The 15,303-nt window shown below is 36.4% G+C and carries 16 protein-coding genes; all 16 read left to right on the forward strand.

What is annotated here, in order from left to right; genetic code table 11:
- The first annotated feature begins 73 nt into the window (after positions 1 to 73).
- The 16 genes from BN30_RS04100 (at position 74) to BN30_RS04175 (ending at position 15,279) form a co-directional block, all read left to right on the forward strand.
- Complete coding sequence (locus BN30_RS04100; RefSeq protein WP_019214242.1) at positions 74 to 730, forward strand: SIMPL domain-containing protein; 657 nt, start codon at positions 74 to 76, stop codon at positions 728 to 730.
- The gene (locus BN30_RS04105; protein WP_019214243.1) at positions 730 to 1,131 is read left to right on the forward strand and encodes a GNAT family N-acetyltransferase; all 402 of its coding nucleotides are present in this window, start codon (positions 730 to 732) and stop codon (positions 1,129 to 1,131) included. Before BN30_RS04100 ends, BN30_RS04105 begins: the two co-directional genes overlap by 1 nt.
- A 9-nt stretch (positions 1,132 to 1,140) precedes the next feature.
- The gene (locus BN30_RS04110) at positions 1,141 to 1,401 is read left to right on the forward strand and encodes a hypothetical protein (protein WP_019214244.1); all 261 of its coding nucleotides are present in this window, start codon (positions 1,141 to 1,143) and stop codon (positions 1,399 to 1,401) included.
- A gap of 201 nt (positions 1,402 to 1,602) precedes the next feature.
- Complete coding sequence (locus tag BN30_RS04115; RefSeq protein ID WP_019214245.1) at positions 1,603 to 2,727, forward strand: acyl-CoA dehydrogenase family protein; 1,125 nt, start codon at positions 1,603 to 1,605, stop codon at positions 2,725 to 2,727.
- 8 nt (positions 2,728 to 2,735) lie between these two features.
- Positions 2,736 to 3,560, forward strand: a complete 825-nt coding sequence (locus BN30_RS04120) for a phosphate/phosphite/phosphonate ABC transporter substrate-binding protein (protein ID WP_019214246.1) — start codon at positions 2,736 to 2,738, stop codon at positions 3,558 to 3,560.
- On the forward strand, positions 3,553 to 4,725 hold the full coding sequence (locus tag BN30_RS04125; RefSeq protein WP_026880655.1) for a cobalamin-independent methionine synthase II family protein: 1,173 nt from the start codon (positions 3,553 to 3,555) through the stop codon (positions 4,723 to 4,725). Before BN30_RS04120 ends, BN30_RS04125 begins: the two co-directional genes overlap by 8 nt.
- The gene (locus BN30_RS04130) at positions 4,718 to 5,206 is read left to right on the forward strand and encodes an OsmC family protein (protein WP_019214248.1); all 489 of its coding nucleotides are present in this window, start codon (positions 4,718 to 4,720) and stop codon (positions 5,204 to 5,206) included. The genes BN30_RS04125 and BN30_RS04130 overlap by 8 nt, the downstream gene beginning before the upstream one ends.
- Before the next feature lie 143 nt (positions 5,207 to 5,349).
- A complete protein-coding gene (locus tag BN30_RS04135) occupies positions 5,350 to 5,682 on the forward strand; it encodes a carboxymuconolactone decarboxylase family protein (RefSeq protein ID WP_019214249.1) in 333 nt (110 codons plus the stop codon).
- A gap of 546 nt (positions 5,683 to 6,228) precedes the next feature.
- Positions 6,229 to 6,699: a glutathione peroxidase gene (locus BN30_RS04140; RefSeq protein WP_019214250.1), complete on the forward strand. Its 471-nt coding sequence runs from the start codon at positions 6,229 to 6,231 to the stop codon at positions 6,697 to 6,699.
- A 404-nt stretch (positions 6,700 to 7,103) separates the two neighbouring features.
- Positions 7,104 to 8,417, forward strand: coding sequence for a DUF3798 domain-containing protein (locus tag BN30_RS04145; RefSeq protein WP_026880656.1), 1,314 nt, complete (start codon positions 7,104 to 7,106; stop codon positions 8,415 to 8,417).
- Between the two features lie 71 nt (positions 8,418 to 8,488).
- Positions 8,489 to 10,069, forward strand: a complete 1,581-nt coding sequence (locus BN30_RS04150; protein WP_019214252.1) for a sugar ABC transporter ATP-binding protein — start codon at positions 8,489 to 8,491, stop codon at positions 10,067 to 10,069.
- 3 nt (positions 10,070 to 10,072) lie between these two features.
- Positions 10,073 to 11,128, forward strand: a complete 1,056-nt coding sequence (locus BN30_RS04155; RefSeq protein WP_019214253.1) for an ABC transporter permease subunit — start codon at positions 10,073 to 10,075, stop codon at positions 11,126 to 11,128.
- Complete coding sequence (locus BN30_RS04160; RefSeq protein WP_019214254.1) at positions 11,128 to 12,240, forward strand: ABC transporter permease subunit; 1,113 nt, start codon at positions 11,128 to 11,130, stop codon at positions 12,238 to 12,240. The genes BN30_RS04155 and BN30_RS04160 overlap by 1 nt, the downstream gene beginning before the upstream one ends.
- 196 nt (positions 12,241 to 12,436) lie before the next feature.
- Complete coding sequence (gene tnpA, locus BN30_RS04165) at positions 12,437 to 12,892, forward strand: IS200/IS605 family transposase (RefSeq protein WP_019214255.1); 456 nt, start codon at positions 12,437 to 12,439, stop codon at positions 12,890 to 12,892.
- Positions 12,893 to 13,332: 440 nt separating this feature from the next.
- Complete coding sequence (locus BN30_RS04170; RefSeq protein ID WP_019214256.1) at positions 13,333 to 14,589, forward strand: MFS transporter; 1,257 nt, start codon at positions 13,333 to 13,335, stop codon at positions 14,587 to 14,589.
- A gap of 87 nt (positions 14,590 to 14,676) precedes the next feature.
- A complete protein-coding gene (locus BN30_RS04175) occupies positions 14,677 to 15,279 on the forward strand; it encodes a DUF3793 family protein (RefSeq protein WP_019214257.1) in 603 nt (200 codons plus the stop codon).
- Positions 15,280 to 15,303 lie beyond the last annotated feature (24 nt).

Consider the following 15,303-nt stretch of genomic DNA (forward strand, 5'->3'; position numbering starts at 1 on the left):
AATTTTTCTTAGTGAGCGCTATTATTTTGGGTATAATTAAATATAGGTATATTATAATGGAGGAGATAAATAAATGGGCACATTAAGAGTAACAGGAAAAGGAATATTATCATTAAAGCCGGATACTATAGTCGTAAAATTTACTTCTAGTGCAGTTTATGATGATTATGCAGAAGCTATTGCCATGGCGAGCGAGGCGACTAAGGATTTAAAGGCTGTCATTGCAAAGGCTGGCATCGATAGCGAGCTTCTTAAGACTAGAAATCTTGAAGTAAGTCCAAAGTACAAATCTTATTATGACGACAAAGACCATATGCATCAAAAGTTTATTGGCTACGAGTACACTCATAGCTCACATATCAAGATTGATAATGACAATAAAGTCCTAGGTAGGCTTTTGTATGAGGTGAGCACATCGCCTCTTGATGTGGAATTCGATATAAGCTACACTGTTAAGGACATTGAGAAGGCTAAGAATGATTTACTAGGAGAAGCTATAAAGGATGCGAAGATGAAAGCAAAAGTTTTGAGCGAGGCGGCAGGCGTAAAGCTTAAAGAGATTAGAGAGATTGATTACTCTTGGGGAGAGTTTGAGATATACTCTCGTCCGCTAAATATAGGAGCTTGTGAGTATAGAAGCGCTGAGCCATCGGATTCATTCGATATAGACATAGATGCTGATGATATCGATGTCAATGACTCAGTAACAGTAGTTTGGGAGATAGAGTAGTGAAGCTAATAGAAATAGATGAAAGCTATTTATCACAAATAAAGGCTCTTTACGAAGAATCTGGCTGGAGCGCTTATTTAGGTGATGACGAAAAACTTAAAAATGCTATAAAAAATTCTTTGCTAACGCTTGCGTATATGGACGGAGAGGAGCTTATAGCTTTTGTAAGATGCGTAGGAGACGCTGAACACGTTGTTTTAGTGCAAGACCTTATCGTTAAAAAAGATTATAGACGTAAGAGCTTAGCGAAAAAGCTTATGAAGGAAGTTTTCGAAAAATATAAGGACGTTCGCTGGATACAAGTTAATACCGATGGCGAAGATGAAGTAGCAAATGCCTTTTACAAGGCCATCGGCATGAAAGATATAAGTGAAGCGGGCGTAGTGAGTTATTTTATATAGGAGGGCAAAATGACTATAATACTAGAAATTTTATACTTCATAAGCCTTTTCACATTTAAATTTGGCTCAGATAGTAATCTTATGTTTATCATACCATTAATATTGTTTAGCATATTGGGCCTTACTGAATTTATTGTGTGGGCAAATAAAAAATTTGATCAAAATGACAAGACAAGCAAAATAAAGTTACTTGTGTATTTACCATTGACCATGCTTATGATATTTATAAATGTAACAGTTTTGGCAATGATATTTAATCCAAGGGCTTAAATATTTTTAGGGTTAGACTATCGGTCTAGCTCTTTTTTTATACAGCTTATATAATTTTAAAATATCAGAGAAAAATATATATAAAAAAATCTTATACAAACGGCCGAAACTATTGAAAAATCTAATTTGTAATGAACTCAATCTTGTGCTATACTTAAGACGATAGTGATATCGACATAAACACGAAAGGGAGGGTTTATTATGAATTCATTTGAAAGAGCAAGGGAATTTGCAAAGAAATACATTGATCCCGTTGCAAAACAATTAGACGAAGAAGCAAAATTTCCAAAGGAAATTTTTGATAAACTAGGAGAAGAAGGTTTCTTTAAGATAATGATACCTAAGGAAATGGGCGGTGAAGGCGGTACTATAAAGGACCACTCACAAATCTGTATGGCATTAGCTGAAAGCTGCGCATCTGTTGGTTTATGCTATATGATGCATAACGTAGCACTTATGTGTATCTTAGCTAATGGCAATGATGAGCTTAAAAACAAGATTGTTAAAGAAATTCTAGAAGATAAAAAACTATGTGCACTTGCATACAGCGAATTTGGCACAGGAACTCACTTCTACATGCCAGAGATGGGTATTGAACACAAAGAAAACTCTTGTGTATTAAACGGATCTAAGTCAATGGTTACTTCGGCTGAATACGCTAGCTATTACTTGGTACTAGTGCCTTCTAAAAAAGAAGGAGAAATCGATAACTGGGTAGTTCCTATAGATAAAAAAGGCGTTCATTTTGAAATGAAAGCTTGGAACGGTATGGGTATGAGAAGCAACGCATCTTGTCCAATGCTTCTTAAGGACGTTGAACTAGAAAATATGTATAGAATTGGCGAATGGGGTAGCGGTCAAGCACAAGTATTCTCAGTTGTTGCACCATACTTCATCTTAGGTCTAGCAAGTGTTTACTCAGGTTTAGGCAAAGCCATCTCTACAGCAGCTAACGAACACGCTATGAAGAGAAAATATCCTTCAGGACAATCTCTTGCAAATATTGAAACAGTTCAAATACACCTAGCTAAGATTTACAACAGAACTCACGCAGCAGAAGCATTTACAAAGCTTGCAGCTGAAAAGGCTGAAAGAGGCGACGCTGATGCAGTTGTTGACATCATCGCAGCTAGAGTTAACGCAAGTGAAGCAGCTATCGAGACATCTATCGATGCAATGAGAGTTGCTGGCGGTAAGGGCTATAACAAACAAAACCCTATAGAAAAATATATGAGAGACGCATACGCAAGTCAAATCATGGCACCATCAGTAGACGTGCTTACAATTTGGCTTGGTAAATTGATCACAGATCAACCAATACCATAGGAGGAAAGATGACAGATAAAATTAAAGTTGGAGCAGTTCTTTATGATCCAAAAGTTAGTATCATTTGGGACATGATCCACAAATTTTTTGAAGAAAGAGGCATGGAAGTTGAAGGAGTTTACTTCAAGGACTATGACTTACAAGTTGATGCTGTTGTTAACGGCGATATTGATATCGCTTGGAACTCACCATTAGCTTGGCTACAAACTCAAATTAGGACTCAAGGCAAAAGTGAAAATGGTCCTATGAGAGACACAGATAGAGACAGAAAGACTATCTGCCTAGTTAAAAAAGACTCAGGCATTAAGTCTTTTGAAGATCTTAAGGGCAAAAAAATAGGCTTCGGCGCATTTGACAGCCCTCAAGCAAGACTTATACCTATCTATTATTTAAAAACTAAAGGCTTAGAATATGGCAAAGATTATGAAGAAGTTCGTTTCGACAAGGGCGTTGGTCTTAACGGTGACCACGTTGGCGGCGAACTTGACGCTGTGAAAGCACTTGAAGCAGGAGATGTAGACTGCGCTTTCACAATCGATTTAAACTTCAACGCTTGGTCAAAGGACGGCACTATCGATGCGAACGCATTAGAAGTTTTAGGTGAAACACCTCACTTTGATCACTGTATATTCTCAGCTCGCGTAGGCTTCCCATCAGAAGACTTTAAAGCATGGGCTAAAATTCTTCTTCAAATGGACTATAACAATCCAGAACACAAGAAGATCATGGACCTTGAAGGCCTTACTGAATGGGTTGAAGGCAGAACTACTGGCTTCGAGCAAATAACTAATGCCGATAAGTATTTAGACTTCTTCGGCAAGTACCGTGACTAGGGCATTCTCCACTTCACTTATAGGAAGCATGCCAAGAAATGAAGATATATTAAGGGCCCTTAGAAAGAGATCTAAGGGTTCTCTAAGTGAAGAGGATTTTATTAAGTTAATAGATGCTGAGGAAGAAGCCGTTGTTCGCATGCAAGAAAAACACGGCATCAGCTACGTCACATCAGGCGAATTATCAAGAGATAACTACGTTTCATTTATATCGACAAAGTTAAATGGTGTTAAAATGATGTCCATGTCTGAGATGCTTGAGTATATCGATGATAAAAAAGCCTTCGAGCAAATACTTTCTATACTTGACGTTCCAGCCATAAGCATAAAAAACGCTATATGCACAGGAAAAGTCTCTCGTAAGACCAATATCGTTTGCGACGAGCTAAAGAGACTTAAGGCAAGAACTGATCACAAGGTCAAAATTACTTTGCCAGGACCTTATCTAGTAACTCGTTCAATGTGGCTATATAATTTATCTAGCAAGGCTTACGGCTCAAAGGAAGAGCTTGGTGAAGACGTTATCAAGATTTATAAGGAAGAGATAGAAGAGCTTCAAAAGATAGGCGTTGACATAATTCAGTTTGATGAACCAGTTTTAACAGAAGTCGTATTTACCGAAGGAAAGCCGCGTACCTTCATGTGCGCAGCACTTTCTGAAAAGAAGGATCCGACAGAGGAGCTAAAATTTGCGACTCACTTAATTAAGTCATGTATGAGCCATATCGATAGAACTAAGTCGATGCGCGCACTTCACGTCTGCCGTGGCAATTGGTCCAAAGATGAAAGCATTTTGCTAGAAGGACCATATACACCGCTAATCAAATTATTTGAAGACATTGATACAGACGCGCTATTCCTTGAATTTTCAACAAAGAGAGCGGGCGAGTTAAAAAGTTTATTTGCTTCAGACAAAATTAGAGAAAATTACATTCTAGGTCTTGGAGTCATAAACCCAAGAACTGACGAGATTGAATCGCATGAGGATATGGTAGCAAGAGCCGAAGAAGCGCTTGGCTACATTGACAAAGAAAGATTATTCTTAAACCCAGACTGCGGTTTTGCTACTTTTGCAAATAGACCTGTATCAACACTTGAAATAATTGACAAAAAATTAGCAGAGCTTGAAAAAGCAGTTAAAGAATTGAAGGAAAAACATGAGTAGCTACGGTAATTTCAATAGCACGGAAGAGATGAGCCGCTTTGATTTTACGATGAGAGCGACATCGAACGACATCAAAACCGTCAACAGCTACGGCGACATGGCCTTTATATCGACAGACCAAGAGCTGCCATACGATAACGAGAAAAAAGAATTATCGTCCGTGGAGATATTTTTGGCAGGAATTTTGGAGTCGATGATGCTCACAATCATTAGAGAAGCTAAAATCAAGAAGTTTTCGCTAGATGAGATAGAAGCAAAGGCAGAAGTAAAGACCACAAACCCACTTCGCACGCTAAAAGTAGTTGGCGTTGATGAAGCGCCACGCATAGACGAGATTAAGATCAAAGTGTATTACTATATAGACGATATCACAAGAGAAGAAGCTGATAAATTTATGAGAGATGCTTTGGAGATGGATATGGTTTATAGCGGAGTGAAAAAGGGATTTAACATAAGTATAGACTTTGAATATGAATTATAAAATGTAATTAGACATGCTTTTATCACGGCATGTCTATTTATTTTATCTATACAAGATGACAAAACTATAAATAAATACAATAACAAAGCCATTTGCTAATGGGTAATATATAATTGAAAGAAAATATAATAGGAGGTAATATTATGGATTACAAAAAAGAAAGAGAATTAAACGGAGAATTAAGCAAGGAGCTTATCAATTCATCACCAGAAATCATGAAAGCATTTGGTGATTTACACGCTGTTTACTCAAAAGAAAGCGCAGCAAGTTTCATTGAAAAAGAAATGGTTGCTCTAGGCATCTCGATCACAATCAAGTGCATACCATGTATGCTAGCTCACATCACAAGCTTTAAAAAAGCAGGCGGTACAAGAGAACAACTTGTTGACGTTATCAAAACTTGTATCTTGATGAATGGTGGACCAGGAACTGCGTATGGAGCTAAGGCGCTAGCGATGTATGACGAACTAGACTAAATTTCGCGTTAATTTTTGTTAAAATTTCGCCTAAGGCTTGCGCGCTCGCTCCCTCCTTGCGGAGTACCTGTACGTACACCTCAGTCGGTCGCTCGTTATGCTTCGCCTTATCCATAAATTTTTCCTAAAAATTAGTACGCCGAAATTATTTAGCTATAGAACGTCGCTCAATCATCTAATTTGCTCTGCATAGCGCAAAGGTTTTAGGACGTATAGTCCTAAGTTCTTCAATTACTGTATGGAGAATAAAGTGATTATAGGACCTAGTTTGCCTCGTCGGTTCACATCGCTCAATCATCTAATTTTTCCTAAAAATTAGTACGCTGAAATTATTTAGCGATAGAACGTCCTTAATCAATCTCAAGTGCAAAGCACCAAGGTTCTCGGACATTTATGGACGAGGCTCTTCAATTACTATACATTGAATAAATTAATTTAGCTTTTATAAAATGTAAAAAAAGTCTTGTGGCAAGTCCATAAGACTTTTTTCATGCTTATGGGTATATATAATATAGAGGACAATTACTTATATATAAGGAGGTAAAAATGTTTTACGATTATAAAGTTAAGAATATATCTGGTGAAGATGTATCTATGTCAGAATATAAGGGCAAAGTAGTACTCATAGTTAACACAGCTAGTAAGTGCGGCTTTACCAAGCAATACGAAGGTCTTGAAGAACTCTATGAAAAGTATAAGGACCAAGGTTTTGTCATCTTAGGCTTTCCATGCAACCAATTTGGATCGCAGGAGCCAGGCGGCAATGAAGAGATAAAAAACTTCTGCACTTCTACATTCAGTGTGACTTTTCCTATGATGTCAAAAATTGATGTCAATGGCGATGACGCTAATCCATTATACAAATTTTTGAAAAAAGAAAAGGGCGGCATCTTAGGCGACGATATCAAATGGAATTTCACAAAGTTTTTGATAGATAGAGAAGGAAACGTTGTAGATAGATTTGCTTCACAAAAGACACCAAAGGCACTAGAAAAAGAAGTAGAAAAACTATTGTAGAGAAAGATTATAATCTATGTAGTACTCATATATATGGGTGCTATATTTTTTATGAAAAGCCTTATAGCATCTTAGCACTTTTCCTGCTTAAGTAGGTAAAAATATTGCAAGCAAGTGACTCATATATTGCATATGATACTCATAAAGTAGTGTTGTATGCACATATTTGCAAATTTTTATATAAAAATTTCAAAAAGACTTGTATTTTATAACATAAAGTGCTATAATATATAAAAGAGCTTCCACTTGATAAAGTGTAACATAGCTATCGTGACTACAAGAAACACCGTTAGGCTATTCAAGCTAAGGGAGTTATCTCACGAGATTAGGGCTCTTTGAATTATAACTTAAGATCCGTTGAAATTATCTTAAGCTAAGAGGACATTAAAGTACGAGGAGGTTTTATGATGAAAAGAGTACTTGCGATGTTAATCGCGCTAATTATGATGTTTTCTCTAGTAGCATGTAACAAAAACGATGCACCTGCTACTGACGCAAACAAGACTGAAGGCGAAAAAGCTACTGAAGCTACTGATGGCGAAGCTAAAGACGGCGAAGCTAAAGACGGAGAAGCTACTGAAGCTAGTGATTTCCACATCGGTGTTGTAACTGGTACTGTATCACAATCTGAAGACGAACAACGTGGTTGTGAAGCTATGATCAAAAAGTACGGAGACGCTAAGGAAGGTGGACTTATCGTTCACAAGAACTATCCTGATAACTTCTCTGCTGAACAAGAAACAACTATCCAACAAATAGTTTCTCTTGCTGACGACCCTAAACTAAAAGTTATCGTTGTTAACCAAGGTGTTCCTGGAACTGCAGCAGCATTTAAGCAAGTTAAGGAAAGACGTCCTGACATCTACTGCTTCGTATCTAACTCTCAAGAAGACCCTAACCTTATCGAAAGCGCAGCTGACCTAGTTATCGACCCAGATAACGTTACTCGTGGATATTTAATCCCACTAGCAGCTCAAAAGATGGGCGCTAAGAAATTCGTTCACGTTTCTTTCCCAAGACATATGTCAATCGAACTATTGTCTTTAAGAAAAGATATAATGGAAGCAACTTGTGATAAGATCGGTATGGAATTTGCTATGGAAACTGCACCAGACCCAACAAGTGATATCGGTATCCCAGGCGCACAAAACTTTATTTTGGAACAAATGCCAGCTTGGGTACAAAAATATGGTAAAGATACTGCATTCTTTGCAACAAACGATGCTCATACTGAACCAATGCTATTAAAAATCTCTGAATTAGGAGCAATCTTCGTAGAACAAGACTTACCATCTCCAATACTTGGATATCCAGGAGCTCTAGGACTTGACCTTAAAGAAGCTGCTGGTGATTTCAATAAGATAGTTGAAAAAGAAGAAGAAGTATTATCTGAAAAGAACCCTGGTAGAATGGGTACTTGGAAATATTCATACGGTTTCTCAACTACTCAAGCCCTTATCGAACTTGGTAAGAGAATGGTTGAATCTGGTAAAGACATGATGAATACAGATGATGTTAAGACTGTATTAGTCGACATGACTCCAGGTGCTGCATGGAATGTTTCAACTTATGTTGACAGAACAAGCATGGAAGAAAGAAAGAACCATATACTAGTACTACAAGACACTTACGCATTTGGTAAAGGTTTCTTGAAGATGACTGATGAAGAAGTTCCTGATATCTATAAGATGCTAGAAGATTATCAATCTAAGAAATAGACATATTTGATTAATGGACGGAGCGGCTTCATTGCTGCTCCGTTTAACATTATTGGAAGGCGAGGTTTTTTATGGGCGAAATATTAGAGTTTAGAAATGTAGGAAAAAGCTTCTCCGGTAATCACGTTTTAAAGGATGTTTCATTCAAACTTAAAGAAGGAGAGATCCTAGGACTTGTAGGAGAAAATGGTGCTGGTAAATCGACCATGATGAACATACTCTTTGGTATGAGTTTCATTAAAGAGACTGGTGGCTATGAAGGAGATGTTCTTATCGATGGCGAAAAAGTTAATTTTAAAAACCCTATAGACGCATTAAATGCCGGTATCGGTATGGTGCATCAAGAGTTTTCATTAATTCCAGAGTTTACTGCAACAGAAAATATATTGTTAAATCGTGAAATCACTAAAAAGAATCCAATCTCTGCTGTATTTGGCAAACAATTGGAAACATTAGAGAGATCTACGATGGAAGAAAAGGCTAAAGAAGCTATAGAAAAGCTTGGTGTTGACATAAACACAAAGACGCTAGCAAAAGATATGCCAGTTGGTCACAAGCAATTTTTGGAGATAGCTAGAGAGCTTTCTAAAGAAAAAGTAAAAATTATTATCATGGACGAGCCGACTGCGGTACTAACTGAGTCGGAAGCCGATATACTTATCGATGCGATGAAGAGACTTGCGAAAAAAGGTATTGCCATTATCTTCATCTCACACAGACTTCGTGAAATAATCGACGTTTGTGATCAAGTCATAGTTCTTCGTGACGGAGAAATTATAAAAGATACTGAAAATAAAGACCTTAATATCATGGAGATAGCAAGCTGGATGGTTGGCCGTGATATGTCAAAGAAGGAACAAACTAAAGAGCTAAGAGAAGTTGGCGATGAGACTATAATGAAGGTTGAACACCTTTATGTAGATATGCCAGGTGAGTCGGTTCGTGATGTTTCCTTCGAGGTTAAAAAAGGCGAAATACTTGGCGTATGTGGTCTAGCTGGTCAAGGTAAACTTGGTATTCCAAACGGAATCATGGGTCTATACCCATCGGGCGGAACTGTTACCTATGAAGGCGAGCCGTTAGATATCGCACATACAAAGGAAGTTTTGAAGAAGAACCTAGCCTTTGTATCAGAGGATCGTCGTGGTGTTGGACTTCTTCTTGATGAAGGAATTGACTGGAACATAGCCTTCGATGCTATGATGGTTAACGATAGATTCACAAAGAAGGTCGGACCATTTAAGTTTAGAGATGATAAGGCGATGAAAGAAGCCGCTCTTAAATACATTGACGAGCTTGAAATAAGGACTCAAGGTCCAAGTGAAAAAGCAAAGAACTTATCAGGTGGTAACCAACAAAAGGTATGTTTGGCAAAGGCATTTGCACTTGAGCCAAAATTCTTATTTGTATCAGAACCAACTCGTGGTATAGATATCGGTGCGAAATCACTTGTACTTGAAGCACTTAGAAAGTATAACAGAGAGCATGAAACATCCATAGTCATCATATCAAGTGAACTTGAAGAGTTAAGAAGCATAGCTGACAGAATACTTGTTATATTCGAAGGAAAAGTTTTTGGAGAGCTATTGCCTACAGATCCGGTAGAGTACTTTGGACTAATGATGGCCGGAACAAAACCGGAGGAGGTGTAGAATATGAGAGAAGAAAGTTTTGTTAAAAGAGTCGGACTTCCTAGAATAATTATTTTCTTTTTCATAGTAGGACTTTTCATAGTTGGATCATTTATAGGCGTTGACTTAAAAAGATCATTCATAGACGTTCTAACACGTTTTGGTATGAACGCAATACTAGTATTATCAATGATACCTATGATACAAGCGGGCTGCGGACTTAACTTCGGTTTGCCAGTTGGACTTATAGGTGGTATGCTAGGAGCAGTTTTATCACTTGAATTAAGATTAACAGGTATAGGCGGCGTAACATTCGCACTTGGTCTAGGAATGCTTTTCGGAGCAATCTTTGGCTGGGTTTATGGCCTAATCTTAAATAGAGTAAAAGGCGACGAAATGATTATCGCAACATACGTTGGTTTCTCATTCATCGCACTAATGAATATATTTTGGGTAGTACTTCCATTTAGAAATCCAGAATCAGTTATGGGTTTCAATGGTGAAGGTTTAAGAACAACTATATCTTTAAAGGCATATTGGGAGAAAGCCTTCTCTCGTATACTTGGTATAGAGCTTGATACAGCAAGTGAATTAGGAGACAAATTACTTATACCAGTAGGTATGTTTATAGTTTTTGCAATATTTGCATATTTAGTTTATCTTTTCTTTAAATCTAAAAAAGGTACTACAATGACAGCTGTTGGCTCAAACGAAAATTACGCAAGAGCAGCAGGTGCACACATCAACAAGACAAGGATGCTAGCAGTAATCCTTTCATGTGCTATAGGCGCAGCCGGTATGGTTATCTATGAACAAAGTTACGGCTTCGTTCAAATGTATAACGCACCACAATTCTTCGCTTTCCCAAGCGTTGCAGCCATACTACTTGGCGGTGCATCCATTAAAAAAGCTAATATAAAGAACGTTTTAATAGGTACACTACTTTTCCAAGGTATATTAACAATGACACCAACAGTTATTAACACAGCAATAAAGGTAGATATATCAGAAGTTTTAAGACTTATAATATCAAACGGACTTATACTATTTGCCTTAACACGTAAGGAGGGTGGAAAATAATGAAAAAGCGTAATAAATTCTTTACAGTAAATGAATACACCGTTCCTGTGATGTTTATCATCATATGCGCAATAGGTATAGTTTTTAGTAGATTCACACCACAATTTTTGGTTTCACAAGTAGTTATAAGATTTGCAAGAAACGCATTTTTGGTACTTTCACTACTAATACCTATAGTTGCCGGTCTAGGCATAAACTTTGGTATGGTACTAGGAGCCATGGCAGGACAAATTGCACTTATATTCGTTGAAAACTGGGGTATTACAGGCCTACCAGCAATTATAATTGCTGCACTTGTATCCATCCCAATCTCAATTATACTTGGTTTATTCGCAGGTGGCGTATTAAACAAAGCAAAATCAAGAGAAATGATCACATCCATGATACTTGGTTACTTCATGACAGGTGTTTATCAATTCTTTGTATTATATATTTTTGGTGGAGTAATTCCATTCGCTAACAAGAGCTTAATTTTATCACGTGGCTACGGCGTTAGAAATGCAATCGACCTACAAAGTCAAAAAGGACTTGATAAATTATTAGATAGAATCATTGGTCAAGACATATCAGTTCTAGGTATTCAATTACCAATAGCAACATTCATAGTTATCGTACTAGCTTGTCTTTTCATAGTTTGGTTTAGAAAAACAAAATTAGGCCAAGACATGAGAGCCGTTGGAGCCGATATGAAGATAGCCGAAGACGCAGGTATAAACGTTGACAAGACAAGACTTAAAGCCATCGTAATCTCAACAGTTATGGCATCATTCGGACAAATTATCTATCTACAAAACATCGGTAACTTAAACACATATAACGGTGCAGACCAAACAGCACTATATGCAGCAGCAGCTTTACTAATAGGCGGCGCGAGCGTATCAAAGGCGACAATCAAAAATGCCCTTGTAGGTACAGTACTTTTCCATTTGATGTTTATAGTAATGCCTACAGCAGGAGCTAATATCACAGGTAACTCAATGATAGGTGAGTACCTAAGAACATTCATTTCCTATGCAGTCGTTACAGTTACACTTATACTTCACTCTATAAGAAGAAAGAGCGAAGCAATAGAAGAGATGGAAAAATTAAAAGACGAAGAAAGCAAAAAATAAATTTCTTCTTTAAAACCATATAAAGAACAAGGCGTTCACTTAGGTGAACGCTTTGTTGTATTAGAAAACCCCCAGTTAGACTGGGGGTTCAGTTTAGCTTTAGCGGTGATAAACAGACAAAAAACCTCCCTATTTGATATAATATAATTGTAATCTGTCAATTGCAATATAAAATCAAATAAGGGAGGAATTAAAAATGTCATTGAATGACACACATAGTTTATCACATACTAAATGGAATTGCAAATACCACATAGTGTTTGCACCCAAGTATAGAAGGAAAGAATTTTTTGGAGATAAAAGACTTGAAATAGGACAAATTTTAAGAGAATTATGTAGTTGGAAAGAAGTTAATATAATAGAAGCAGAAGTTTGCCCAGATCATGTACACATGTTGGTAGAAATACCACCCAAATTAGCAGTATCAAGCTTCATGGGATTCTTAAAAGGAAAAAGCAGTATAATGATTTATGAAAAATGGGGCAATTTAAAATATAAGTACAGAGGACGTCAATTTTGGTGTAGAGGTTATTATGTAGATACAGCAGGAAAAAATACAAAAATCATACAAGAGTATATACAAAATCAATTGAAACAAGACCAGCTTAGTGAACAGCTGACATTTGATACAATAGACCCTTTTAAAGGGTAGCTAGTATAATTTGCAAGTGACAGATTAACCAACGTCCTTGAGGCGTGGCTAGTAATACAGGCCCTTTGGGCCGCATGAGAAAAACCCCCGGCTAGGCCGGGGGATATTTATTTATTTTTTGCAAAACTATATTTTTTGTTGTAAATTTATTTTTTGCTATAAATTATCTTTTAAGTGCAAATATATTTTTGAATAAGAATTGTTTTTTTAATGTGATTTTATTTTTGAGTAAGAATTGTTTTTTGATCACGATTTTATTTTATATAAATATCTTTTGCTAAAATTTTTTGCTTGGATTAATATTTTAAAGAACTATAAACATTTTATCTACCTTAATTGTTGAGCGAAAAATATTATCAACATAAAAACTCTTGACATATTAGTTAGCATGTGCTAACATGTAATCAATATTAATGTTTTTAAAGAAAGGAGGCTTATTAATGAAGCTTTCTATGAAAAATTTACTTAAAAACAAAAGTTATTTAAGCTATTTTTTCGCGAGCGCTTTGTCGATGGGCTCGTCAAATATTTTGCAATTTGCTTTGGCTTTATACATCTTGGATATGACTGGCTCGCCTTTGATTTATGCCTCTATACTTTCTATAATTATAATTCCGAGGATAATACTGACACCCATAGCTGGCGTTTTAGGCGACAGGCTAAGACGTATAGATATAATGAAGGTTTTAAACTTTGCCCAGGCTCTTCTTATGCTAATATATGCGATATTTGCAATTTTTTACAAAAACATTTCTCTTATTGCGGTTTACGCTCTTGTAATTCTTCTTGAGATGATTGAGGTTTTTTACAATGCGGCGGAAAATTCGATACTCGCTGAGATTATTGATCAGGATCTTATGGAGGAAGCTGTCGCTTTTTCAAAGGTGGATGATGGCATTGTATATGTGACTACACCTATGCTTGCGGCATTTATCTACAAGCAATTTGCTTTGAGTGGATCTTTTATTTTGGTTTGCGCTTTGATGAGTTTAACATTTATTTTAAATTTCTTTATAAAAACGCCTTTTGCAGTCAAGGGCAATCAAGATGAGAAAAATTCTTTTAAAAGCTATTTTACAGATTTTAAAGATGGTCTACTTGAGCTAAGCAAAAATAAATTCGCTAAAGTCTTTGTCGTTGTAGCTCCTTTAATAAATTTTTCTTTTGATGCAGTTTGCTCAGTAATTATAACTTATGTTTTTTTAGAAGTTTTTAAGCTTGATGAATATGTTTATGGTGTCTATAGAACGATAACTTCATTAGTGAGCATAACTCTGCCATTTATAATACTTCCTGTAGTTAAAAAATTTAAGCCTTTAAAATTATTGAAGTATGCTTCTTTATCTATAGCCACATGCATCTTTTTAATGGGAGCCGCTGTTTACTACGGCAGCTTGGATTTGGAAAATAATGCAATTATTAGCGTTATCTTAATAACTATTTTTGACTGCTTAATAATTAGTTCAGTTATGCCTCTTAATATAGCGACACAGGTTTTCTTTCAAAAGAATGTCAAGGATGAGTACAGAAGTAGGATTTTATCAGTACTTAGAATGCTTGTTCTATCATCGATACCTCTTGGCAATATGTTCTACGGATTTTTAGCAAATAGATTTGAGGCTCATATATGTATATTCGTTGGCAGTTTAGCTGTTTTCATAACATATCCACTCATTTTATATCTATCGAGAGAATAAAAAAGGCTTGACATATTAGTTAGCTTATGCTAATATATCAATAAGAGGTTAGTTAAGGCTAACCAATAAAATGAAAGGAAGAGATTCATGCGAGACGCAAAATTTGAGCATATCCTTGCCAATCACTGTTCTCCTGTGCTTATGGGGACCAAGCTATCGAATTTAATATCTGTATCTAAGATGGATTTTGCAAGTAATGAAGAATTTCTTTCTAATTACAAAATCCTTTTAAAGCCTTATGGCATAGCGATTGAAAAGCTTTGCGAGTGCGATGAGAGGATGCAGCTTTTTGTATATAACGAAGAAAGGCTTGCTAGGTACCTTAAAAAATCAAGGATTGCTAAATTTTTAAGTGAATACGGATATGAGTCAAACGATTTAGATGTTTGTATCTCGGTTCTTAAATCTAAGCTTAGACATTTTGAATTTCCTCATGAAATTGGTATCTTTTTAGGATTTCCTCTTGACGATGTTATTGGCTTTATTGAAAATCAAGGCCAAAACTACGTTTATTGCCGTTATTGGAAGGTTTATACAAGGCTTGAGAGCACTAAGCGCACCTTTGATTTTTATGACGAGCTAAGGACCTTTGTTAAAACAAAACTCATGGAGGGCTATACCATTGAAAAGCTTATGCGTGAGGTTTATCAAAGCAAAATTGGTTTACACAATTTAATAAATGCGTATTAATACTTTGTGGATAGATATCTATCC

The organism is Fenollaria massiliensis (assembly GCF_000312505.2).
GTDB classification, from domain to species: Bacteria; Bacillota; Clostridia; order Tissierellales; family Peptoniphilaceae; genus Fenollaria; species Fenollaria massiliensis.

Coding starts and splice junctions, on each gene's coding strand:
- BN30_RS04175 (WP_019214257.1), top strand. CDS start 14,677: ATGCGAGACGCAAAATTTGAGCATATCCTTGCCAATCACTGTTCTCCT.
- tnpA (WP_019214255.1), top strand. CDS start 12,437: ATGTCATTGAATGACACACATAGTTTATCACATACTAAATGGAATTGC.
- BN30_RS04135 (WP_019214249.1), top strand. CDS start 5,350: ATGGATTACAAAAAAGAAAGAGAATTAAACGGAGAATTAAGCAAGGAG.
- BN30_RS04155 (WP_019214253.1), top strand. CDS start 10,073: ATGAGAGAAGAAAGTTTTGTTAAAAGAGTCGGACTTCCTAGAATAATT.
- BN30_RS04160 (WP_019214254.1), top strand. CDS start 11,128: ATGAAAAAGCGTAATAAATTCTTTACAGTAAATGAATACACCGTTCCT.
- BN30_RS04150 (WP_019214252.1), top strand. CDS start 8,489: ATGGGCGAAATATTAGAGTTTAGAAATGTAGGAAAAAGCTTCTCCGGT.
- BN30_RS04115 (WP_019214245.1), top strand. CDS start 1,603: ATGAATTCATTTGAAAGAGCAAGGGAATTTGCAAAGAAATACATTGAT.
- BN30_RS04110 (WP_019214244.1), top strand. CDS start 1,141: ATGACTATAATACTAGAAATTTTATACTTCATAAGCCTTTTCACATTT.
- BN30_RS04100 (WP_019214242.1), top strand. CDS start 74: ATGGGCACATTAAGAGTAACAGGAAAAGGAATATTATCATTAAAGCCG.
- BN30_RS04145 (WP_026880656.1), top strand. CDS start 7,104: ATGATGAAAAGAGTACTTGCGATGTTAATCGCGCTAATTATGATGTTT.
- BN30_RS04120 (WP_019214246.1), top strand. CDS start 2,736: ATGACAGATAAAATTAAAGTTGGAGCAGTTCTTTATGATCCAAAAGTT.
- BN30_RS04140 (WP_019214250.1), top strand. CDS start 6,229: ATGTTTTACGATTATAAAGTTAAGAATATATCTGGTGAAGATGTATCT.
- BN30_RS04130 (WP_019214248.1), top strand. CDS start 4,718: ATGAGTAGCTACGGTAATTTCAATAGCACGGAAGAGATGAGCCGCTTT.
- BN30_RS04170 (WP_019214256.1), top strand. CDS start 13,333: ATGAAGCTTTCTATGAAAAATTTACTTAAAAACAAAAGTTATTTAAGC.